This window comes from Streptomyces sp. AC602_WCS936, from assembly GCF_019049125.1.
Classification (GTDB): Bacteria; Actinomycetota; Actinomycetes; order Streptomycetales; family Streptomycetaceae; genus Streptomyces.
In genome coordinates, this window is the sequence record NZ_JAGMUF010000090.1 from 24353 (window position 1) to 47257 (window position 22905).

The 22905-nt window shown below is 73.6% G+C and carries 18 protein-coding genes; 10 read left to right on the forward strand and 8 right to left on the reverse strand.

What is annotated here, in order from left to right; genetic code table 11:
• Positions 1-594: 594 nt before the first annotated feature.
• On the reverse strand, positions 595-2880 hold the full coding sequence (locus KUM03_RS25525; protein ID WP_217251632.1) for a cation-translocating P-type ATPase: 2286 nt from the start codon (positions 2878-2880) through the stop codon (positions 595-597).
• Positions 2881-2914: 34 nt separating this feature from the next.
• On the reverse strand, positions 2915-3154 hold the full coding sequence (locus KUM03_RS25530; protein ID WP_217251633.1) for a heavy-metal-associated domain-containing protein: 240 nt from the start codon (positions 3152-3154) through the stop codon (positions 2915-2917).
• Between the two features lie 186 nt (positions 3155-3340).
• Here KUM03_RS25530 and KUM03_RS25535 point away from each other — a divergent pair, with 186 nt between their 5' ends.
• Positions 3341-4378 (forward strand): zinc-dependent alcohol dehydrogenase family protein, encoded by a 1038-nt coding sequence (locus tag KUM03_RS25535; protein ID WP_217251634.1) that lies wholly within the window; start codon positions 3341-3343, stop codon positions 4376-4378.
• Between the two features lie 3 nt (positions 4379-4381).
• Here KUM03_RS25535 and KUM03_RS25540 read toward each other — a convergent pair whose 3' ends face one another.
• On the reverse strand, positions 4382-4963 hold the full coding sequence (locus KUM03_RS25540; protein ID WP_217251635.1) for a GNAT family N-acetyltransferase: 582 nt from the start codon (positions 4961-4963) through the stop codon (positions 4382-4384).
• Between the two features lie 50 nt (positions 4964-5013).
• Positions 5014-5205 (reverse strand): AlpA family transcriptional regulator, encoded by a 192-nt coding sequence (locus tag KUM03_RS25545; protein WP_217251636.1) that lies wholly within the window; start codon positions 5203-5205, stop codon positions 5014-5016.
• Positions 5206-6097: 892 nt separating this feature from the next.
• Here KUM03_RS25545 and mmsA point away from each other — a divergent pair.
• Entirely contained in the window at positions 6098-7600 is a 1503-nt protein-coding gene (gene mmsA / locus KUM03_RS25550; protein WP_217251637.1) for a CoA-acylating methylmalonate-semialdehyde dehydrogenase, read from the forward strand.
• Positions 7601-7677: 77 nt separating this feature from the next.
• On the opposite strand, the gene KUM03_RS25555 is transcribed toward mmsA, so the two are convergent.
• Positions 7678-8538: a hypothetical protein gene (locus tag KUM03_RS25555; protein ID WP_217251638.1), complete on the reverse strand. Its 861-nt coding sequence runs from the start codon at positions 8536-8538 to the stop codon at positions 7678-7680.
• Positions 8539-8780: 242 nt separating this feature from the next.
• Here KUM03_RS25555 and KUM03_RS25560 point away from each other — a divergent pair, with 242 nt between their 5' ends.
• The 4 genes from KUM03_RS25560 (at position 8781) to KUM03_RS25575 (ending at position 16115) form a co-directional block, all read left to right on the forward strand.
• Positions 8781-11426, forward strand: a complete 2646-nt coding sequence (locus KUM03_RS25560) for an alpha/beta fold hydrolase (RefSeq protein ID WP_217251639.1) — start codon at positions 8781-8783, stop codon at positions 11424-11426.
• A gap of 2 nt (positions 11427-11428) precedes the next feature.
• Complete coding sequence (locus KUM03_RS25565) at positions 11429-12310, forward strand: ABC transporter permease (RefSeq protein WP_217251640.1); 882 nt, start codon at positions 11429-11431, stop codon at positions 12308-12310.
• A 191-nt stretch (positions 12311-12501) separates the two neighbouring features.
• Complete coding sequence (locus KUM03_RS25570) at positions 12502-14070, forward strand: VWA domain-containing protein (protein ID WP_217251641.1); 1569 nt, start codon at positions 12502-12504, stop codon at positions 14068-14070.
• Positions 14071-14186: 116 nt separating this feature from the next.
• Positions 14187-16115, forward strand: a complete 1929-nt coding sequence (locus KUM03_RS25575; RefSeq protein WP_217251642.1) for a long-chain fatty acid--CoA ligase — start codon at positions 14187-14189, stop codon at positions 16113-16115.
• 84 nt (positions 16116-16199) lie between these two features.
• Here the strand turns inward: KUM03_RS25575 and rdlB are convergent, their stop codons facing one another.
• Positions 16200-16604: a rodlin RdlB gene (gene rdlB, locus KUM03_RS25580; protein ID WP_217251643.1), complete on the reverse strand. Its 405-nt coding sequence runs from the start codon at positions 16602-16604 to the stop codon at positions 16200-16202.
• Positions 16605-16866: 262 nt separating this feature from the next.
• Between rdlB and rdlA the strand changes: the two genes are divergently transcribed.
• The 3 genes from rdlA to KUM03_RS25595 all read left to right on the forward strand — a co-directional run bounded on the left by rdlA (position 16867) and on the right by KUM03_RS25595 (position 18700).
• Complete coding sequence (gene rdlA, locus KUM03_RS25585) at positions 16867-17259, forward strand: rodlin RdlA (RefSeq protein WP_217251644.1); 393 nt, start codon at positions 16867-16869, stop codon at positions 17257-17259.
• A gap of 289 nt (positions 17260-17548) precedes the next feature.
• Positions 17549-17776: a chaplin ChpD gene (chpD, locus tag KUM03_RS25590; RefSeq protein ID WP_073723186.1), complete on the forward strand. Its 228-nt coding sequence runs from the start codon at positions 17549-17551 to the stop codon at positions 17774-17776.
• Positions 17777-17911: 135 nt separating this feature from the next.
• Positions 17912-18700: a chaplin gene (locus KUM03_RS25595; protein WP_374225391.1), complete on the forward strand. Its 789-nt coding sequence runs from the start codon at positions 17912-17914 to the stop codon at positions 18698-18700.
• A 360-nt stretch (positions 18701-19060) separates the two neighbouring features.
• On the opposite strand, the gene KUM03_RS25600 is transcribed toward KUM03_RS25595, so the two are convergent.
• Positions 19061-20371, reverse strand: coding sequence for an ATP-grasp domain-containing protein (locus KUM03_RS25600; RefSeq protein WP_217251645.1), 1311 nt, complete (start codon positions 20369-20371; stop codon positions 19061-19063).
• Positions 20372-20530: 159 nt separating this feature from the next.
• On the opposite strand from KUM03_RS25600, the gene KUM03_RS25605 reads away from it, so the two are divergent.
• On the forward strand, positions 20531-21730 hold the full coding sequence (locus tag KUM03_RS25605) for a glycoside hydrolase family 26 protein (RefSeq protein ID WP_217251646.1): 1200 nt from the start codon (positions 20531-20533) through the stop codon (positions 21728-21730).
• A 28-nt stretch (positions 21731-21758) separates the two neighbouring features.
• Here the strand turns inward: KUM03_RS25605 and KUM03_RS25610 are convergent, their stop codons facing one another.
• Positions 21759-22868 carry a GNAT family N-acetyltransferase gene (locus tag KUM03_RS25610; RefSeq protein WP_308406411.1) on the reverse strand — a complete coding sequence of 370 codons (1110 nt, stop codon included), beginning with the start codon at positions 22866-22868 and terminating at the stop codon, positions 21759-21761.
• Positions 22869-22905: the final 37 nt, after the last annotated feature.

Here is a 22905-nt window from a genome sequence, read left to right on the forward strand (position 1 = left end):
CGTCGCTGAGGGGTGTGGGGCGGCTGCGGGCAGTCTCTGGCTGGTCGCGCAGTTCCCCGCGCCCCTTTGGGCGCTTGCACAACCGCAAGAAAGAAGGCGCCCTGGCGCCGGTCCCCCCACGGGCCGACGAACCAGGGCGCCTTCCCATGTCCCGGTGCGGATTCCCCCCACGGGATCCGGCCGGGCGTCTGTGAGGACAGCGCCTGAATCGCTGTGTATGAGCACGACGGGCCAAGCCCGCCGTACGTGTCGTGCGGTCGTGCGGTCTGCCGGGACAGCGCACCCGGGAGGGCCGCTCAAAGCTTCCCGGTGTACGTGTCCCGGCAACGCAGCTCTGGGAAAGTCCCCCAAGACATCCCCAGATGCCAGGTGGCGCCCCCCAAGACGCTGCCTGACATCGCCAACTTAGACCTTCGAACCCCTTCGATGGTTACGTTCGCATCACTGTGATCTGCGTCTCTTGCATATGTCCCTTAGGTGCGCAAGAGCCCCGATACGTCGACCGGGACCCAAGCGTAAGGAAGATGCGCGAGCCTTGTGAAGAGCTTATGTGAGGTGCGTGCCGGACTCCAGAGGGCTCCGGTCATCGAGACCTCAGCGAAACGCGCGCAGGCGCAGGCTGTTGGTCACCACGAAGACCGAGGAGAAGGCCATCGCCGCCCCCGCGATCATCGGGTTCAGCAGCCCGGCGGCGGCCAGCGGCAGCGCGGCCACGTTGTAGCCGAAGGCCCACACGAGGTTGCCCTTGATGGTGGACAGGGTGCGCCGGGAGAGGCGGATCGCGTCCGCGGCCACCCTGAGGTCTCCGCGCACCAGCGTCAGGTCGCCCGCCTCGATGGCCGCGTCCGTCCCCGTGCCCATCGCCAGGCCCAGGTCGGCGGTGGCGAGCGCGGCGGCGTCGTTGACGCCGTCGCCGACCATGGCGACCGTACGGCCCTCGCGCCGCAGCCGCTCCACCACGGCCACCTTCTCCTCGGGCAGCACCTCGGCGATCACCTCGTCGACGCCGACGGCACGGGCGACCGACTCGGCCACCCGCCGGTCGTCGCCGGTCAGCAGTACGGGAGTCAGGCCCAGTCGGCGCAGCTCGGCCACCGCCTGTGCGCTGGTCTCCCGGACCGTGTCCGCCACCGCGACCACTCCGCGCGCGACGCCGTCCCAGCCGACGACCACGGCCGTACGGCCGCCCCTGACGGCCTCGTCGAGAGCGCGGGCAATCCCGGGCGGGAGAGTGTCGTAGAGGCGCCCCACGGCCACCTCGCGGCCCTCCACGCGCCCACGTACGCCCCGCCCGGGGACGTTCTCGAAGTTCTCGACGCCGGGCAGCGTGCCGATCCGCTCCTCCGCGCCGGCGGCGACCGCGCGGGCCACGGGATGCTCGGAGGCGTGCTCGACGGCGCCCGCGAGCCGCAGCAGCTCCGCCTCGTCGGTGCCCTCGGCGGCGTACACCTCGTGCAGGGTCATCCGGCCCGTGGTGACGGTGCCGGTCTTGTCCAGGACGACCGTGTCGACGCGCCGGGTGGACTCCAGTACCTCCGGGCCCTTGATCAGGATGCCGAGCTGGGCGCCGCGGCCCGTGCCCACCAGCAGCGCGGTCGGTGTCGCCAGGCCCAGCGCGCACGGGCAGGCGATGATCAGTACGGCGACGGCGGCGGTGAACGCGGCCACCGTGTCCCCGGTGACGCCCAGCCAGCCGCCGAACGTCGCGAAGGCGATCAGCAGCACGACGGGCACGAAGACCCCCGAGATCCGGTCGGCGAGCCGCTGCACCTCGGCCTTGCCGCTCTGCGCGTCCTCGACCAGCTTCGCCATCCGCGCCAGCCGCGTGTCGGCGCCGACCCGGGTGGCCTCCACCACCAGCCGGCCCCCGGCGTTGACCGTGGCGCCGGTGACGGTGTCGCCGGGTCCGACGTCCACCGGGACCGACTCGCCGGTCAGCATCGAGGCGTCCACGGCACCGGCGCCCTCGACCACCGTGCCGTCGGTGGCGACCTTCTCGCCGGGCCGTACGACGAACCGGTCACCGACCACCAGCCGGCCCACCGGCACCCGCACCTCGCGCCCCTCCCGCAGGACCGCGACGTCCTTGGCGCCCAGCTCCATCAGCGCCCGCAGCGCGGCCCCGGCACGGCGCTTGGAGCGGGCCTCCAGCCACCGGCCGAGGAGCAGGAAGGCGGTGACTCCGGCGGCGGCCTCCAGGTAGATCGCGGAGGCGCCGTCGGCGCGGGAGACGGTGAGGTCGAAGCCGTGCCGCATGCCCGGCATGCCCGCGTCCCCGAAGAACAGCGCCCACAGCGACCAGCCGAACGCCGCGAGCGTGCCCAGGGAGACCAGGGTGTCCATGGTGGCGGCGCCGTGCCGGAGGTTGGTCCAGGCGGCGCGGTGGAAGGGGAGGCCGCCCCAGACCACCACGGGCGCGGCCAGGGTGAGCGAGAGCCACTGCCAGTTGTCGAACTGCAGCGCCGGGACCATCGCGAGCAGGACGACGGGGGCGGCGAGGAGGGCGGAGACGAGCAGGCGGTGGCGCAGGGCGGACAGCTCGGGGTCGTCGTCCGCGCCGGGGGCCTCTGCGCCGGGTGCCTGCGCGTCGTCGGCCGGCTCCGGCGGCGGCGCCGGTTCCTCCGCGGTGTAGCCGGTCCTGACGACGGTGGCGATCAGGTCGGCGACCTCGGTGGTCGCCGGGTAGGTGATCCGGGCCTTCTCCGTCGCGTAGTTCACCGTGGCGGTGACGCCGTCCATGCGGTTGAGCTTCTTCTCGACGCGGGCCGCGCAGGAGGCGCAGGTCATCCCGCCGACGATCAGCTCGACCTCGGCGAGATCCGGCTCGGTGGCCGTGGCGGCCGTGGCGTCCGTGGGCGTTTCCGCGGTGGTGCTGGTCATGGTCCGAACTCCCGTCCGCCCCCGGCGGGGCCGCTCAGGCCCTGCCGACCAGCTCGAAGCCGGCCTCGTCCACGGCGGCGCGTACGGCCTCGTCGTCGAGGGGCGCCCCGGAGACGACGGTGACCACGCCGGTGGAGGCGACGGCCTGCACCGAGCCGACGCCCGCGATCTCGGAGATCTCGCCGGAGACGGCGCCCTCGCAGTGTCCGCAGCTCATTCCGCTCACCTTGTAGACGGTGGTGACGGAGCCCTGGGTGTCGGTCTGGGCGGTCATGTCGTTACTCCTCGTCGGGGCGTGCATGGTGGTCTGTGCGTGGCCGGCGTGGACCCCGCATCCCCCACTGTACCCCTAGGGGGTATGAAGGTGGATGGGCCTGCCGTGAGATGAGGGACGGGAGGCGGAAACTCCGCCACGGAACTCCCCACGAGGGTGCGGGAAGCACGGAAGTGAGGGTGACGGATGCGCGCGGTCGTGTTCGAGCGCTTCGGAGAGCCGGCCGAGGTCCGGGAGGTCGCCGACCCGGAGCCCGCGCCGCACGGCGTCGTGGTGCGCGTCGAGGCCACCGGGCTGTGCCGCAGCGACTGGCACGGCTGGCAGGGCCACGACCCGGACATCACGCTGCCGCACGTACCCGGTCACGAACTCGCCGGCGTCGTCGAGGCGGTCGGTGACCGAGTGGCCGGGTGGCGGCCCGGCGACCGGGTGACCGTGCCGTTCGTCTGCGCCTGCGGGAGCTGTGCCGCGTGCGCGGCGGGGGACCAGCAGGTGTGCGAGCGCCAGACCCAGCCGGGCTTCACCCACTGGGGCTCCTTCGCCGAGTACGTGGCCCTTGACCACGCCGACGTCAACCTCGTCGCCGTCCCCGAGGGCATGTCGTACGCCACGGCCGCCTCGCTCGGCTGCCGGTTCGCCACCGCCTTCCGGGCCGTCGTGCAGCAGGGCAGGGTCGCGGCGGGGGAGTGGGTGGCGGTGCACGGCTGCGGGGGCGTCGGCCTGTCCGCCGTGATGATCGCCGCGGCCTCGGGCGCCCGGGTGGTCGCCGTGGACGTGTCGGCGCGGGCGCTGGAGCTGGCCCGCGCCTTCGGCGCGGTGGAGTGCGTGGACGCGTCCCGGACGCCGGACACGGCGGCGGCCGTCCGCGACCTCACCGGCGGCGGCGCCCACCTCTCCCTGGACGCCCTCGGCTCGCCCGTCACCTGCGCCGCGTCCGTGGCCGGCCTGCGCCGCCGCGGCCGGCACGTCCAGGTCGGGCTGCTGCCCTCGGCGGACGGCACCACACCGGTGCCGATGGCCCGCGCCGTCGCCCTGGAACTCGAACTCCTCGGCAGCCACGGGATGGCCGCGCACACCTACCCGCCGATGCTGGAACTGGTCCGCGGCCAAGTGCTCCGGCCCGACCTGCTGGTGACGTCCACCATCGGGCTGGAGGCGGTCCCGGCGGCCCTCGCGGCGATGGGGACGGCGCCCGGCGCGGGGGTGACGGTCATCGAGCCGTGACGGTCATGGAACCGTGACGGCTGCCCCGGGGTGCCCTCGGTGGACGGCCCACTCGTGGTCGAGGACGGCCATCAGCACCTCGTCCACCCATGCGCCGTCCCGCAGCTCCACCTCGCGCCGCACGCCCTCGCGCACGAATCCGACCTTCTCGTAGACCCGCAGCGCCCGGTGGTTGTAGGCGTAGGCGTCGAGCTGGACGCGGTGCAGGCCGAGTTCCTCGAAGGCGTGGCCGACGATCAGCCGGGTCGCCTCGGTGCCGATGCCCCGGCCGCGTCCGCGCGCGCCGAGCAGGGTGCGGAAGGTGCAGGAACGGTCCTCGGGCACCCAGTCGTGGAGCACGACCTCGCCGAGCAGTTCCCCGTCGGCGGGATCGGTGACGGCGAGGTCGAGGCGGTCGGGCTGCGCGCTGCGCGAGCCGTACCAGGTGCGCAGCACCTCGGGCGTGAGCTCGTGCCCCGGCGAGCCGGTGAAGCGCCGCACCTCGGGGTCGTTGATGATGTCCCACATGCGCCCGGCGTCCGCCTCGGTGAACGGTCGCAGAACGGTCCTGTCGCCGGTCAGGACGGGTTTCACGGAGAAGTCCATGGGCGGAACTGTGCCCCACGGGAGGACGGGATTCCGAACGGATTTCCGGCCTACCGCTTCCGGTTGCGCGGCCGGGACGCCACCCAGGCCAGGACCGTGTCCGCGTACCAGTACGGCTTCCCGCCCTCCACGTGGTCGGGCGGCGGCAGCAGCCCGTGCTTGCGGTACGACCGCACGGTGTCCGGCTGTACCCGGATGTGGGCCGCGATGTCCTTGTAGGACCAGAGCCTTCGGTCGGTCACTAGCCGCACCTCCCTGCGCGCACCACGGCGGCGACCGGGGACGGCCGCCGGGGGGAGCCGGGGTGCTGCGTCGGCGATCACCAAGCCTGTTACGGGTGAACGACACCGGGTGACGGGCGGTCAGGGGCCGTTCCGGGATGTGACGGAAGACCCGTGCGCGCGTGACATGTGTGACGGGACCGGGCCCTTTGTGACACGAGTGCCACGAAGACGTACGTCCGGGGCCGGGCGTGGCGCGTTGACTCCGGGGTGGCGGGGTGGCGGGGCGGCGGGGCGGCGGGGCGGCTCGTGGGGGGCGTACGGGCGGTTGTCCGGACCATGTCGTCCGAATGTCCGGACAAAACATTGACAGGGCGGACCCGCGGGGCTAGAAACCGGGGGGAGACGCAACGGCGGGCACGGGAACGGCGGGCACGACGCCCGCCAGGAAGACGGGCACGAAGACGGGCACGACGCCCGGCACGAAGACGGGCACGAGGACGCGCACGAAGGGGAACGCGATGGCGTACGACCCGGTCGCCGGTGGCCCGGAGCGCGCGCCCGCCGTCGCCGGTTCCCCCCACCGAACGCCTCCGGCGCGGGACAGCCGACTCGCCCTGGCAGGAGCGAGGCGCGAGCGCCGACTCCCCGCTCGCACCGGCCCCGCGCCGGAGGTTCCCCCGCCCGTCGGGGCGCCGGGCGCCGACACTGCCCCACGTGTCTACGCGGACGCCCAAACCGCATACACAGTGTCGGGCGCGCCCGGCGCGCCCGGCTGCTGGGATGGACCCATGGCAGTGACCGCGACCCGGGCGTCGTGGACCGCGACCCGATCGTCGCCGGTCACCGCCCGTGAGCTGGACCAACGGCACGTCTCGACCCGTCGCCGCCATCTGTGAAGGAGTTCTCGGTCATGACGAACATCGTCAACCACTGGATCGGCGGCAAGACCGCCGAAGGCGCATCGGGCACGTACGGGCCGGTGACGAACCCGGCGACCGGCGCGGTCACCACCAAGGTCGCCTTCGCCTCGGTCGAAGAGGTGGACGCCGCGGTCGCCGCAGCCCAGGAGGCGTACCTGACCTGGGGTCAGTCCTCGCTGGCGCAGCGGACGTCGATCCTCTTCAAGTTCCGGGCGCTGCTGGACGCCCACCGCGACGAGATCGCCGACCTGATCACCGCTGAGCACGGCAAGGTGCACTCCGACGCGCTCGGCGAGGTCGCGCGCGGCCTGGAGATCGTCGACCTGGCCTGCGGCATCAACGTGCAGCTGAAGGGGGAGCTGTCGACGCAGGTCGCCACCCGCGTGGACGTGTCCTCGATCCGGCAGCCGCTCGGCGTCGTCGCCGGCATCACGCCGTTCAACTTCCCGGCGATGGTGCCGATGTGGATGTTCCCCGTCGCCATCGCCTGCGGCAACACCTTCGTGCTCAAGCCGAGCGAGAAGGACCCGTCGGCCGCCGTGAAGATCGCCGAGCTGCTCTCCGAGGCCGGCCTGCCGGACGGCGTCTTCAACGTCGTCCACGGCGACAAGGTGGCCGTGGACCGCCTCCTGGAGCACCCGGACGTCAAGGCCGTCTCCTTCGTCGGCTCCACCCCGATCGCCCGGTACATCCACACCACGGCCTCCGCGGGCGGCAAGCGCGTCCAGGCGCTCGGCGGCGCCAAGAACCACATGCTGGTGCTGCCCGACGCCGACCTCGACGCGGCGGCCGACGCCGCCGTGTCCGCGGCCTACGGCTCGGCGGGCGAGCGCTGCATGGCGATCTCCGCGGTCGTCGCGGTCGGCGCGATCGGCGACGAGCTGGTCCAGAAGATCCGCGAGCGCGCCGAGAAGATCAAGATCGGCCCCGGCGACGACCCGACGTCCGAGATGGGTCCGCTCATCACCAAGGCGCACCGCGACAAGGTGGCGTCCTACGTGGCGGGCGCGGCGGCGGAGGGCTGCGAGGTCGTGCTCGACGGCACCGGCCACACGGTCGACGGCCACGAGGACGGCCACTGGATCGGCATCTCGCTGCTGGACCGGGTGCCGACCACGGCGAAGGCGTACCAGGACGAGATCTTCGGCCCGGTGCTGTGCGTGCTGCGCGCGGACACCTACGAGGAGGGCCTGGCCCTCATCAACGCCTCCCCGTTCGGCAACGGCACGGCGATCTTCACCCGGGACGGCGGCGCGGCCCGCCGCTTCCAGCTGGAGGTCGAGGCCGGCATGGTCGGCGTGAACGTGCCGATCCCGGTCCCCGTCGGCTACCACTCCTTCGGCGGCTGGAAGGACTCCCTCTTCGGCGACCACCACATCTACGGCAACGACGGCACGCACTTCTACACCCGCGGCAAGGTCGTCACCACCCGCTGGCCGGACCCGGCCGACGCCCCGGCGGGCGTGGACCTGGGCTTCCCGCGCAACCACTGACCGCAACCGCTGACCGCGGTCACCGAGGTCCTGGTGCCCCGGCCCACCCGTGCGGGCCGGGGCACCGCCACGCGGTCTCAGCCGACCATCGCCCCGGAGTCCTTCACTTCCTCGGTGAGGTCCCCGACCTCCTGCGCGGGCGGGGCCACGATCTCCTTCGTGGCGCCGAACTTGTCGAAGTCCATGGTGACCGTCATGGCGCCGAACTCCTGCGTCAGGCGCACCGGCAGGTCCTTCTCGCCCACCCAGATGTCCATGGTGATCGAGTCGCTGCCGGTGGAGTTGAGCATGCTGTCGGCGCCGCTGAAGGCGTCCTTGAACTTGCCCATGTCCTCCCCGTCGAGCACCGCGCGGTAGTGCGTGGTGGGCTTGCCGTTGACAGTCTCCGCGCCGAGGTCCTCGACGTCGCTGGCGTACTTGAGACCCTTCATGGAGTCCGCCGGGCTGGCCCCGCCGCCGGCCCCGCTGAACGCGGCGGCGCCGGACTCGCCGAAGATCGCCGACCCGTCGATCTTCATCCACTCCTTGCCCGCGAGCGGGCCGGCGGGCTGCGGGTCGATGTCGTAGTAGTAGGCGCCGTCCACGAACAGGGTGCGCACGGTCGGGGAGTCCGTGAGGTCCTGCAACTGCACGGCCTCGGTGTCCATCTCGACGTCGAGCGCGTAGCCGTCGCCCCACGAGTACGTGCCGTCCATGGCGATCGGCTCGCCGGTCCCCAGGTCGGTCGTCGTCCTGACCTCGGCGGAGCCCAGCTCCTCGGTCCGGTCGGTGGCCCGCGAGAGCGCCGCCATGATGGTGTCGGCCTTGCTCACCGCCGTGTCGGCGGCCTTCTCGGCGCCTTCGGCCGCCGACTTGGCGCCCTCCGAACCGCACGCGGTCGCCGCGACCATCGCCGCCGCCGTCAGCCCCACCCAGGCCGCGGTGTACTTCACCTTCATGAGTCCCCACCCGTTGCCGTGTTCCTGTGATTCACCTGTGCCCAGGACTGTACCGGGCGCCACCGACAGCGCCCGGACGGCGGCCCGCCTCGCTGCGGCCCGGCCCGGCGCCGAGGGCCCCGCCTCCCCCTCTCCCTACCGCACCCGTGGTACGCGACGCCCGCCGCGTACTTCCGTGGGAGGGGCGGAGGTTCGGCCCCGGGGCTGCCCCCGATGTCGGCGGCGGCCCGTACCGTTGACGCATGGATCTTCGACTGCCCCGCGTGCGAGGGCTGCTACGGGGGCCGCGGCGGATCCTCGCCGCCGCGGCCGCCGTCGTCGTGCTCGCCGGCGCCGGGACCTGGACGGCCGTCGCCGGTGACGACCCGCCCCCGGTGCACCGCTCGGACCGGGTCGTGGCCGTGGGCGACGGGGTGCGCCTGGACACCTCGTACTTCACGGCGGGCTCCGACGGCCGCCGCCCGGCCGTCCTGCTCGCGCACGGCTTCGGCGGCAGCAAGGCCGACGTACGGGGCCAGGCGGAGGACCTCGCCCGCGACGGGTACGCGGTCCTGACCTGGTCGGCGCGCGGCTTCGGCGACTCCACCGGGAAGATCGGTCTCAACGCCCCCGACGGCGAGGTCGCCGACGTGTCCCGGCTGATCGACTGGCTGGCGCAGCGGCCCGAGGTCCGGCTGGACGAGGAGGGCGACCCGCGCGTGGGCGTGGCCGGCGGCTCCTACGGCGGCGCGGTCTCGCTGCTGGCCGCCGGGTACGACGACCGGGTCGACGCGATCGCCCCGGCCGTCACCTACTGGAACCTCTCGGACGCCCTCTTCCCGAACGGCGTCTTCAAGAAGCTGTGGGCCGGCATCTTCGTCAACCTGGGCGGCGGCTGCGACCGGTTCGAGGACGAGCTGTGCCGCATGTACCAGCGCGTCGCCGAGTCCGGGAAGCCGGACGCCGAGGCCACGGCCCTCCTCGACGAGCGCAGCCCGCAGGCCGTCGCCGACCGCATCGACGTGCCCACGCTGCTGGTGCAGGGCCAGACCGACTCCCTCTTCCCGCTGGGCCAGGCCGACCTGGCCGCCGAGGCGATCCGGGACAACGGCGCCCCGGTGGCCGTCGACTGGATCGCGGGCGGGCACGACGGCGGCGACCTGGAGACCGACCGCGTCGAGGCCCGTATCGGGGCGTGGTTCGACCGCTACCTGAAGGACGACGAGTCGGCCGGCACCGGTCCCGCCTTCCGCGTCACGCGCACCGCCGGCACCGGCAGCGGCGACGGCGAGCCCCGCCTGGAGGGCGTGAGCGCCGACTCCTACCCCGGACTGGTCAGCGACCCTCGCGCGATCGAACTGCGCGGCCGCGAGCAGTCCTTCGACAACCCGGCCGGCGCCAGCCCGCCCGCCGTCTCCGCCCTCCCCGGCATCGGCGGCTCGGGCGGACTCTCCCAGCTCTCCTCCCTCGGCATCGGCGTCTCCCTGGACTTCCCCGGCCAGCACGCCGCGTTCGAGTCGGCGCCGCTCGAGGAGGACCTCCGGATCACCGGCTCGCCGACCGCGACCGTGCACGTGGAGTCCACCAAGGACGAGGCCGTGCTCTTCGCCAAGGTGTACGACGTCGGACCGGGCGGCGCCCAGCCGGTGCTCCCCTCCCAGCTGGTCACGCCCGTCCGGGTGGACGACATCGGCGACGGCAGGGACGTGGAGCTCACCCTGCCCGCGATCGACCACGAGGTGGAGCGCGGCCACCGCCTGCGCCTGGTCCTGTCCTCCACCGACCTCGGCTACGCCTCTCCGGCCGCCCCCGCCACGTACACCGTCTCCCTGAAGGGCGAGCTGGAGGTCCCGACGGGACTCGGCGACACCGGTCAGGTGGCCGGGCTGCCCGCCTGGGTCTGGTGGGCGCCGCTCGCGGGCGCGGCGGTGGCCGCGGCCCTGCTGCTGACCGCCCGCCGCCGCACCACCGCGCCGCCGCCCGACCCCGCGCTGTCCGGCGTACCGCTCCAGATCACCGGCCTGACCAAGCGGTACGGCAAGTCCGGCGACCGGTACGCCGTGCGGGACCTGTCCTTCCGCGTGGAGCAGGGCCAGGTGCTCGGCCTGCTCGGGCCGAACGGCGCGGGCAAGACGACCACCCTGCGCATGCTGATGGGCCTGATCAGTCCGGACGGCGGCGAGATCCGCGTCTTCGGGCACGCCATCGCGCCCGGCGCCCCGGTGCTCTCCCGCGTCGGCGCGTTCGTCGAGGGCGCGGGCTTCCTGCCGCACCTGTCCGGCCGGGAGAACCTGGAGCTGTACTGGCGGGCCACCGGCCGCCCGCCCGAGGACGCGCTCCTCGACGAAGCCCTGGAGATCGCCGGGCTCGGCGACGCGCTCGCCCGCGCGGTGCGCACCTACTCCCAGGGCATGCGCCAGCGTCTGGCCATCGCCCAGGCCATGCTGGGCCTGCCCGACCTGCTCATTCTGGACGAACCGACCAACGGCCTGGACCCGCCCCAGATCCGCGAGATGCGCGAGGTGATGATCCGTTACGCGGCGGCCGGCCGCACGGTGATCGTCTCCAGCCACCTGCTGTCCGAGGTCGAGCAGAGCTGCACCCACCTGGTGGTCATGGACCACGGGCGGCTGGTGCAGGCGGGCCCGGTCGGCGAGATCATCGGCTCCGGCGACACGCTGCTGGTGGGCACCTTCGCGGCGGTCGACGCGCCCTTGGTGGAGAAGGTGGCCGCGCTGCCGGGCGTGGCCTCGGCGGCGGCGGCCGACGGCGGCCTGCTGGTCCGCCTCGGACCGGGCGGCACCGCCCGGGACCTGATCGCCGAACTCGTCCGCCTGGACGTGCCCGTGGAGTCGGTGGGCCCCCACCGGCGCCTCGAGGACGCCTTCCTCACCCTGATCGGAGACTGAGCATGAGCACGCTGGCCGACCGCGCCGCGGCCCCCGGCCCCCGGGAGGTCGCCGAGGGCTACCGCGCGGGCCGCACGCTGCCCGTGCGGGTGGAGCTGGTCCGGCAGCTGAAGCGGCGGCGCACGCTCGTCATGGGCGGCATCCTGTTCGCCCTGCCGTTCGTCCTGCTCGTCGCCTTCCGCATCGGCGGCGAACCGGGCGGCGCGAACGACCGGATCAGCCTGATGGACTCGGCCACCGCGTCGGGCGCCAACTTCGCCGCGGTGAACCTGTTCGCCTCCGCCGGCTTCCTCCTCGTCGTGCCCGTCGCCCTGTTCTTCGGGGACACGGTCGCCTCGGAGGCCGGCTGGTCCTCCCTGCGCTACCTGCTGGCGGCGCCGGTGCCCCGCGCCCGCCTGCTGTGGTCCAAGCTGGTCGTCGCCCTCACCCTCAGCCTGGCCGCGATCGTGCTGCTGCCGCTGACCGCGCTGGCCGTGGGCACGGCCGCCTACGGCTGGGGCCCGCTGGAACTGCCCACCGGCGGCAGCCTGCCCACCGGTACCGCCGCCGAGCGCCTGGCCATCACGGTGGCGTACGTCTTCGTCTCGCAACTGGTCACCGCCGCGCTCGCGTTCTGGCTGTCCACCAAGACGGACGCCCCGCTCGGCGCGGTCGGCGGCGCGGTCGGCCTGACCATCATCGGCAACGTCCTGGACGAGGTGACCGCCCTCGGCGGCTGGCGCGACTTCCTGCCCGCGCACTGGCAGTACGCCTGGCTGGACACGGTCCGCCCCGAGCTGGACTGGACCCGCCTGATCCAGGGCACGTCGCTGTCGGTGACGTACGCCCTGGTCCTCTTCGCCCTGGCCTTCCGCGGCTTCGCCCGCAAGGACGTGGTGTCCTGAGTGGTGTCCTGAGTGGGTCCTGGAAAGACGGCGGCCTCGACGAGGTCACCGGAGGATCACCCACCGGTCTCGGCGGCACGCCGCCGTACCCACTTCGAGACGCACCCGTGACGCCCCGTGCCGCACGTTCCGCCCTCCCGCGCCGTCACAGTCACGTACACCGGCGTCAACGGAACCAGGGGGCACGGAAGATGAGGCGTCACCGGACACGAGGGCCGATCGGCGCGCTGCTCGCGCTCACGGCGGCGGGCGGCCTGCTGCTCACCGGCTGCGGGGGAGGCGACGACGCGGCACAGGGCGCGAAGGACACCGCGGCGGACTCCCGGGGCGGGAACTCCGTGCCGATGCCCGCGCCCGACCGCCCGCGCGGCGAGGGCGGACAGCGCTACGACGGGGGCGCGACCACCGGCGGGACGGGAGACTCCCGGGAGATCGCCCCCGAACCCGACCTCCTCTCCACCTTCGCCCTGGACGTCGACACCGCTTCCTACGGCTACGCCCGCCGCACCCTGGCCGAGGGCCGGCTGCCCGACCCGTCGACGGTCCGGCCCGAGGAGTTCGTCAACAGCTTCCGCCAGGACTACGACCGTCCCGACGGCGACGGCTTCACGGTGACCGTGGACGGCGCCCGCACCGACGAGGAGGACTGGTCGCTGCTCCGCGTGGGCCTGGCCACCCGGGGCGCCGAGCAGGAGGGCGAACGCCCGCCGGCCGCCCTGACCTTCGTCATCGACGTCTCCGGCTCCATGGCCGAGCCCGGCCGCCTCGACCTCGCCAAGGAATCCCTCGGCACGATGACCGACCGCCTGCGCGACGACGACTCGGTCGCGCTGGTCACCTTCAGCGACGAGGCCGAGACCGTCCTGCCGATGACCCGGCTCGGCGAGCGCCGCGGCCGGATCCACGACGCCATCGACAGCCTGGAGCCCGCCGAGTCCACCAACCTCGGCGCGGGCGTCGAGACCGGCTACGACACCGCCGTCGAGGGCCGCCGCGAGGGCGCCACCAACCGCGTCGTCCTCGTCTCCGACGCGCTCGCCAACACCGGCGACACCGACGCGGACGCCATCCTCGAACGTATCGCGGACGAGCGCCGCGAGCACGGCATCACCCTCTTCGGCGTCGGCGTCGGCAGCGACTACGGCGACGCCCTGATGGAACGCCTCGCGGACAAGGGCGACGGCCACACCACGTACGTGTCGAACACCGAGGACGCACGCGAGGTCTTCTGCGAGCAGCTCCCGCGCCACATCGAGCTGACCGCCCGCGACGCCAAGGCCCAGGTCGCCTTCGACCCGGAGACGGTCGCCGAGTTCCGCCTCGTCGGCTACGACAACCGCCGCGTCGCCGACGAGGACTTCCGCGACGACCGCGTCGACGGCGGCGAGGTCGGCCCCGGCCACACCGTCACCGCCCTGTACGCCGTCCGCGTCCGGCCCGGCGCCGAGGGCCACCTCGCCACCGCCACCGTCCGCTGGCTCGACCCCGAGAGCCGGGCCCCGCACGAAGAGTCCGGCGACGTGGAGACCGGCGACCTCGGCGACTCGGTGTGGGGCGCGGACCGCGGCCTGCGGGTCACGGCGACCGCCGCCTACTTCGCCGCCGCCCTGCGCTCCCCGTACGACGGCGACGGCGACCTGCCCGGCGCACCGCGCCTCGGCGAACTCGCCGAACGAGCGGGCGCGCTGGCCGACCGCACGGAGGACCCGGACGTACGGCAGCTCGCCACGGCCGTCCGGCAGGCGGACCGGCTGACCTGACACGCACCCGTCGATCGGTTGCCCCGTTGACCCCTTACGCATGAGTAAGTTTACTCTCAAGTAAGTAACGGGAACAGGCAGCGCAACACCACTTTGATCCGCGACCGGGAGCCGACATGGGCGTACGCAGGGACCTGAAACGGGCGAGGCAGCGCGGGGACCTGGTCTCCCGCACGCGGACCGAGACCGTCCGGGACGCGCACGGCACCGTCCGCGAGGCCCGCACCGCGGCCCTGGCGTCCCGCCCCACCACGGGCAGCACCGCCGACATCCCGTTCACCAACGCGGCCGAGGCCCCCGGCGCCGTCGTCCTGCGCCGCGAGGTGAACGGCGTCTGGGAGCCGGTCACCGCGGCGGAGTTCGCCCGCGAGGTGACCGCCGTGGCCAAGGGCCTGATCGCCGCCGGTCTGGAGCCCGGCGGCCGGGTCGCCGTCATGTCCCGCACCCGCTACGAGTGGACGGTCCTGGACTTCGCGATCTGGACGGCCGGCGGCCAGACCGTCCCCGTGTACGCCACCTCCTCCGCCGACCAGGTCGAGTGGATCGTCCGCGACTCCGGCGCCCGCCACGTCGTCACCGAGACGGCCGCGGGCACCGCCACCGTCGTGGCCGCCACGGCCGGTCACGACGAGCGCCCCCGCGCCTGGGAACTCGACGCCGGCGCCCTCGCCGACCTCACCGCCCTCGGCCTGGGCGTCACCGACGAGGAGGTCACCAAGCGCCGCACCGCCCTGACCCCGGACTCGGTGGCGACCGTCTGCTACACCTCCGGCACCACCGGCCGCCCCAAGGGCTGCGTCCTCACCCACGCCAACCTGCACGCCGAGGCCGCGAACACGGTCGAACTGCTGCACCCGATCTTCAAGGAGGTCACCGGCCAGACCGCCTCGACCCTCCTCTTCCTGCCCCTCGCCCACATCCTCGGCCGCACCATCCAGATCGCCTGCCTGCTGGCCCGCATCGAGCTCGGCCACTTCCCGAGCATCAAGCCCGACGAACTCCGCCCGGCACTCAAGGAGTTCCGCCCGACGTTCCTGGTCGGCGTGCCGTACCTCTTCGAGAAGATCCACGACACGGGCCGCGCGACCGCCGAGAAGATCGGCCGCGGCGCCTCCTTCGAGCGCGCCCACCGCCTCGCCGTCCGCTTCGGCGCGGCCCACCTGGAACGCTTCCTCGGCCGCGGCAAGGGCCCCGCCCCCGCCCTGTGGGCCGGCTGGGCCCTGTACGACCTGCTGGTCTACCGCCGGGTCCGGTCGGAGCTCGGCGGCCGGATGCGCTACGCCATCAGCGGCGGCTCCCCGCTGGAGCGCGACCTCAACCTGTTCTTCTACGCCGCCGGAATCATGGTCTACGAGGGTTACGGCCTCACCGAGACCACCGCCGCCGCCACCATCGTCCCGCCGCTCGGCCCGCGCCCCGGCACCGTCGGCCCGCCGATCCCCGGCACGGCCGTGCGCATCGCCGACGACGGCGAGGTGCTCGTCAAGGGCGGCATCGTCTTCGGCGCCTACCGGAACAACCCCGGGGCCACCGACGCCGCCCTCACCGACGGCTGGTTCGCCACCGGCGACCTGGGCTCCCTCGACGACGACGGCTACCTCACCATCACCGGCCGCAAGAAGGACCTCCTGGTCACCTCGGGCGGCAAGAACGTCTCCCCGGCCGTCCTGGAGGACCGCCTGCGCAGCCGGCCGCCCGTCGCCCAGTGCCTCGTCGTCGGCGACAACCGGCCCTTCGTCGCCGCCCTGGTCGCCCTCGACCCGGACGCCGTCGCCCACTGGCTGGCGGTCCGCAAGCTCCCCGCCGGCACTCCGCTGTCCGAGCTCGTGCGGGACGAGAGGATGCGCGCCGACGTGCAGAAGGCCGTCGACCACGCCAACGCCGCCGTCTCCCGCGCCGAGTCCATCCGCGCCTTCCGCATCGTCGACGGCGAGTTCACCGAGGAGAACGGGCTGCTCACCCCGTCCCTGAAGGTGAAGCGGCAGGCGGCGGTGACGGCGTACGCCGACGAGATCGAGGCCCTGTACGCCGCGCCGGGACGCTGACGCCGGGCGCACCCCGGTTCCGACGACGGCATGCGAAAGGGGGCGGGCCGCCGATGCGCTCGGCGGCCCGCCCCTCGGCCGGCGTCAGCCGTTGCCGCCGCCCTCGCCGTTGGAGGACAGGATCGAGACGTCCTCCAGCAGGTGCGCCAGCGCGCCGTCGCGCTTGGACTGCGTGGAGTTCTCGGCGCACTGCTGGGTCAGCTCGTCCGACAGGATCGGCACGTCCTGGATCGGCACGAGGTTGACGACGCTGACCGGGATGTCGCTCACCGCGATGCAGGGCTTGTTGAACGAGCCCTGGATGAGCGCCATCTGCGGGCTCATGTTGCCGTGGGTCGCCGAGTTGCCGAAGTACTGCGAGGCGCCGTTGCCGTTCGCGGAGACGGGGCCGCTGTCGTCGCCGATCGCCATCGCCTGCGGGGCCGCGGCAGCGGAGGCGCCCATGACGGAGGCGGCGATCGCCGCGTAGGCGACTACCTTCTTGATCATTTGGCCAGTCCTTTCTGAAAAACCCCGTCCACCGGAGCGCTCTGGTCAACTCCGTGTACGCGGCCGGGTTTCTCCCGTTCACTCTGTCGGCGGACAGGGGGAAATGTGTGCGGGTCCGTGTTTCCCCGCGATTTCCCGGCGTCTTTTCCAGGGACTTCGAGATGTCGTGCGGGCCAACCGGGTGAACGCCCGCAACCAATCACTCCGCACCGGGTTGATGAGGCCGTAGGACAGTGCGTCGCTACGACGAAAGGAACGCGAAGTGCTCAAGAAGGCAATGGTCGCCGCGGCGGCTGCCGCTTCTGTGATCGGCATGTCCGCTGCTGCCGCCCCCCAGGCCCTGGCCATCGGGGACGACAACGGGCCGGCCGTGGCCAACGGCAACGGCGCCTCGTCGTCGTTCGGCAACTCGGCGACCGACGGCGACATGAGCCCGCAGCTGTCGCTGGTCGAGGGCACGCTGAACAAGCCGTGCGTCGGCCTCGAGGACATCAACGTCGCCGTCATCAACCTGGTGCCGATCCAGGACGTGCCGATCCTGTCGGACGACCTGGCGCAGCAGTGCGCGGACAACTCCACGCAGGCCAAGCGGGACGGTGCGATCTCGCACGTCCTGGAGGACCTGTCGGTGCTGTCGGCGAACGGCGAGGGCTGAGCCGTACCGCGCCCGGCTCGGGCGGCCCGCTGACTTCCCCGCGGGCCGCCCGGCCGTGACCGGGCCGGGTTTTTCGCCGGGCGAGCGGAATGACGTCGTCGCTCTCCTGGGGGAACGGCCGGGCCGTGTCGTGATGCATCCGGGTGAATTTCCCGGTGTCCCACGTTCGGTAGTTTCCCCGACCGTCAATTCCTCGTTTGCAGGCTGCAGGTCATGGTGCGAGCCGTCAATGCTGTGCTCGCGCGGTTTCGGCCGTCATTCAGTCATGACCGCAGAGAAGGGAAAGTTCATGAAGAAGAGCGCTGCTGTCGTCGCGGGCGCGATCATGGCCCTCGGCATGGCCGCCCCGGCCTTCGCCGACGCGGGTGCCGAGGGTGCCGCCGTCGGCTCCCCGGGTGTCCTGTCCGGCAATGTCGTCCAGGTCCCCGTGCACGTGCCCGTCAACGTGTGCGGCAACACCATCAACGTGATCGGTCTGCTGAACCCGGCGTTCGGCAACGAGTGCGAGAACGACTGACGTCGTTCCGCACCGACCGGCTGCGTCACGGCCGGCCTTGACCAACTCGTTTGGTTCGGGGCCGGCTTTCCCCCTTTCTGCGGCCTGCCCGCAGCCGGTACTCCAGCCATCTCTACCAGCAGGAAGACAACGAGAGTGCGACAGACCCTGAGCAGGGGGATGGTCGCGGCAGCCGCCGCGACGGGCATCCTTTCCCTGTGCGGCAGCCCCGCCCTTGCCGACTCGCATGCGGACGGGGCCGCCAAGAACTCGCCGGGCGTCGCGTCCGGCAACGCCGTCCAGGTGCCGGTCGACGTGCCGGTGAACGCCTGCGGCAACACCGTCGACGTGATCGCCGCGCTGAACCCGGCCTTCGGCAACGAGTGCGAGAACTCCTCGGACGAGCACACCGGCGACTTGGGCTCCGGCTACGGTTCGGACGACCAGAACGGCGGGTACGGCGGATCGCACGCCGACGACGTCGACACCGCCTCCGGAGCCGTCGCGGACGGCGAGGCCGTGGGCTCGCCCGGCGTCGGCTCCGGCAACGCCGCGCAGGTGCCGGTCGACGTGCCGGTGAACCTCTGCGGCAACACCGTCGACGTGATCGCGGCGCTCAACCCGGTCTTCGGCAACTCCTGCGACCAGCAGCAGGAGGAGCCGCCCGGCTACGGCGAGGAGGAGCCGCCGCCTCCGACGACTCCGCCCACCGAGGAGGAGCCGCCGCCCCCGGCCGAGGAAGAGGAGCCCCCGCCGTCCGGCGAGGAGGAGACCCCGCCGCCCGCGGGCGAGGAGGAGACCCCACCGTCTGCGCACGAGGAGCAGCCGCCGGTCCTCGCGGAGACCGGCAGCGAGGCCATGGTGGGCACGGCCGCCGCCAGCGCCGGGCTGATCGCCGCCGGCGCGATCCTGTACCGGCGCAGCCGCCCGGCCGCCCGCCGCTGACCCGCCCCGCCGCCCCCGGCCGACCCCGCACGGTCGACCGGGGGCGCGGTGCTGCCCGGCAAGCCGCACGCCCTGCGCGCGCCGCACGCCCTGCGCGGGGGGCGCGCTTCGCCGGGGCGGTGGTTCGCCGGGCAGTCACGGGGCGCGGTCCGTGGCCGGCCGGGAGCGCGGTGTCTCTTCCCACCGGGTCGGGCCGGGTTCGCGAGGGGCGCGCCGGGGCGCCCGGGTCCGGGGCGCGGCCCGCGCCTCGCGGTGAGCGGCTCGCCCGGGCGTGGGTTCGCCCAGGGGGCCGTGCGTTCCTCGCCCGGCCCGGCGGGACGCCGCCGTGTCCGCTGCCCGGCGCGCGGAAGGCCGGGTGCGTCAGTGGCTGCCCGCCCTGTCCTCCTCCGCACGGTCCGCGCGGTCCGCACTCTCCGCGCGGTCGGGGGAGGGCGCCGGGGCCTGGCGTACGACGCGGGGGCGGGCCGGTGTCGTAGTGCGCGGGTCGGAGTGGGGCCCCCGGTGCGGGCGGGCCAGGAGGCGGTCGGTCACGTGGCGCCCCCACAGGGACCACAGGGCCCGGCCGGGCGCCCGGTCGTCCGGGGCGTGCCAGGCCAGTTCGCGTCCGTCGGGGGCGGGACGCAGGGCACTCAGCGGCGCGTAGTTCTCCACGACGAAGGCCCGCCCCGGCCGCGGCGCCCCGTCCGGCAGCGGGCGGTGGGTCAGGTCCAGGTGCTGGGCGCGTACGACGTCCAGCCCGGCGGTGTCGGTGAACAGCCGGAACTGGGCGCCCGGACGCGGGTTGAAGTCGAGCAGGTGGTAGCGGCCCGTCGTCCCGCAGCGGCGGAAGTCGAGGTCGAGGATGCCCCGGTAGCCCAGCTCACCGGTGATCCGCTCGGCGAGCGCCCGCACCCGCGGGTTCGGCGTCCAGCGGCCGACCGCCGTCAGGCCGGCACCCCGGGGCCTGGCGCGGGTCTTGCGGCCGGGTCCGCCCGCGCGGAGCGCGCCCGATCGGTCGGCGTACCCGTGGAAGAACCAGTCGCGGTCCGGCCCCGGCGGCAGGAACGCCTGGAGCAGCAGCCGGCTGCCGGCCTCCTCGGCCCGTGCGTACAGCTCCCGCGCCTCCCGCGCCGACCGCACCAGCGCGGTGCTGCGCAGCCCGCCGCCCGGAGGCACCAGCCAGGGCCGGCTCCACTTCGCCACCACCGGCAGCCCGAGCCGCCAGGCTGCTCGGGCGGCGTCGTCCGGCCCGTCCGGTACGAGCGTCTCGGGGTGCGGGACGTCCAGCGACGCGCACACACCCGCCAGCTCCGCCTTGTCGGCCACCCGCCCGGGCAGCGCGCCGGGCAGGTCGGGCAGCAGGTACAGGGGCGCCAGCTCGGCCCGCGTCAGCCCCACCGCGACCGCGCACGCGTCGTCCATCGGAATCAGCACCGCGGGCCGGGCGACCCGCGCGGCGACCCGGCGCAGCGTCGCCACGACGCCGGCGGGCGACGCACCGGGCGGCGGGGGAGTGTGCAGCCGGCTCACATAGCGGGAGGCGCCGACCGGGCTTCCGGCGCAGTCGGCGACCAGGTGCACCTCGATGCCCGCGCGGCCGAGCGAACGCACGGCACCCAGCGTTCCGTGGTGAAAGGGATTCCGGTCGGTCCGCAGCAGAACGGCGGGGACGCGGGTGTCGAACAGCGACACGGGAGACTTCCTTCGTATTCGTTTCGGGTCACCGAAGCGGGCGAGCGGCCCACTCGAAAGCCGTAACCGCGGTGGCGTGACGGCATTTCATATGACTGAGTGTCAGTAATGCCAGTAATGCGAGTGATGCCTTTGATTCAGGCGAGGAAGGGAGCCGACATGGCCGTACGGCGGACACGGACCCGGCCGGGGCGGCCGGCGTACGCGGTGGCGGCGGCGCTCGCGGCGGCGGCCCTGCTGGCCGCGAGCCCCCAGGTCGCCGCCGGAGAACCGCCACCGCCCGCACCGGCCCCGCCGGCCGCCCAGGCACCCGCGGCGGCCGCCGCCCCCGCCTTCGGCGCCTACCTCGACTACGGCCCGCGCGGCGTGGCCCGGATGGCGGAGCTGAGCCACTGGCTGGGCGGCGCCGAACTGAGCGTCGGGCACACCTACCTGCCCGGCGACCGCTGGAGCAACATCGCGGGCGCCCCCGGTTTCCTCGACGTGTGGGCCGACTGGCGCACCCGCGAGGCCGACCGGATGCTCGTCCTCAACGTGCCCATGATGGAGCGCAACGAGGAAGGGCTCGACGACGACGAGGTGCGCGCCCTCCTGCGCCAGGGCGCCGCCGGACGCTTCGACCACCACTACCGCGCCCTCGCCGAACGGCTGGTCGAACTGGGCGTGCCGGACACGGTCCTCGTGCTCGGCTGGGAGATGAACGGCACCACGTACAGCCACCGCTGCGGGCCGGACCCCGAGGCCTGGAAGACGTACTGGAACAGGATCGTCACCACCATGCGCGCGGTGCCGGGGCAGAAGTTCCGCTTCGACTTCACCCCGAGCCGCGGCCGGGACGCCATTCCCTGGACCGAGTGCTATCCGGGGGACGCCACGGTCGACATCATCGGCATGGATTCCTACGACCAGCCGCGCGGAATGCCGTTCGACGAACAGGTGACGGAACCCTACGGACTCCAGGCGCACGTGGATTTCGCCAAGGCGCACGGCAAGCCCATCTCCTATCCGGAATGGGGACTGTTCCGCAACGGCGACAACGCCGAGTACATGCGGCGCATGCTCGCCTGGATGGACGAGCACAAACCCGTGTACAACACGCTCACCGACTACTGCCCGCACGGCGTGTGGCAGTGCGACGACAATCCCCGGTCCACGGCCGTCTACCGGTCCGTGCTCTTCGGCCGAACCGACGAACCCGCGCCCGAGGTCCCGGAGCCGACCACCCCCACGGTGCCCCCGGTGCCCACCGTGCCCGAGCCCGCCGCCGGTTGCTCTCCGCTGAACCTCGGCGACTGGGTCGAGTACTGGCTCGGCGGGAAGCTCTGCGTGCGCCTCGACTGGTACTCGCGCCACAAGTAGCCGTCCGCACCGGTGGCGGCGGGGCCGGTCAGGTCCGGTCGCCACCGGTGTGCTCCTTCCGTTCCCGCCGGCGCCGCAACAGCTCCTTGCCCCGCCGGCGCGCGGCCACGTCGCACAGGGCCGCCGTCAGCAGCGGTGCCGTGCGCCGCCGGGCCAGCAGCAGCCGCTGGTTCGCCACCGGCTCCGGGCGCCAGTGGTGCTTGTACGGCTCGTCGCCCCGCAGCAGGCTCAGCGTGGAGCGCCCCGGCGACCGGGCGTGCTCCGCGCACGCGTCCAGCAGCATCACGGCCACGTCCGCCTTCCGTTCCCGCAGCCGGGGATGGGCGCCGTACAGATAGCCGCCCGCCAGCCGCCGCGCCAGCAGCGTCACGTCCACGGCCACCACCTCGCCGTCCATCCGGAACTCGGTGACCACCGCGTCCCCGGAGCGCACCATCGGCCCCACCGCCCGCACCAGGTGGTCGCGGAACCGGGTCCGCAGGTGCTCGCCGGTCACCTTCCGGCCCTGCCACTGGAGCCGGTGCAGCTCCAGCAGCCGGCGCAGCGCCGCGTCCACCTCGCCGGGCGGGACGGTACGGCTGACGACGCCGAGCGCGTCGAGCCTGCGCAGTTTGGCGCGGACCCGCTGCTGGGACTTGGCCGAGGGCAGCCGGGCGATCAGCTCGGGCAGGGGCGCGGCGGGCAGTTCCAGGCACAGCGAGTCGGGCACCCGGTGCCGCGGCCCGCGCCAGCGGTCCCAGACCCGCTCGGCGGCGGCGCCCGGCCGTACCTCGCGCAGGTCGATCAGCGCGGTGCGGGCCGCCCGGGACAGCGCCCCGGTGAGCGCGGCCACCGCGGCGTCCCCGCGCCCGTCGTCCAGCAGCACGTCCCCGTAGTCGGAGATCGCCCCGCCCAGCGGCACCAGCGCCGGGACCGGACGCCGTACGAGGGTCAGCGGCGCGGCGGCGACCAGTTCGCCGCCGTCGCGGACCAGCAGCACCCGCAGCCGGCCGGGCACGCCGTACGAACGCCACCACGCGTGCAGCCAGGCATGGCTCTGGAACGGGGTCGCCGCCGCGCACCGGCGGTGCAGCCGGCCCCAGTCCGCCGCCAGCGCGGCGAAGCGGCCCTCGTCGGTGACCAGTTCCGTCGTGTACACCGGCGGCGAGCACGGCACCGGGTGCGCGCTCGGGCAC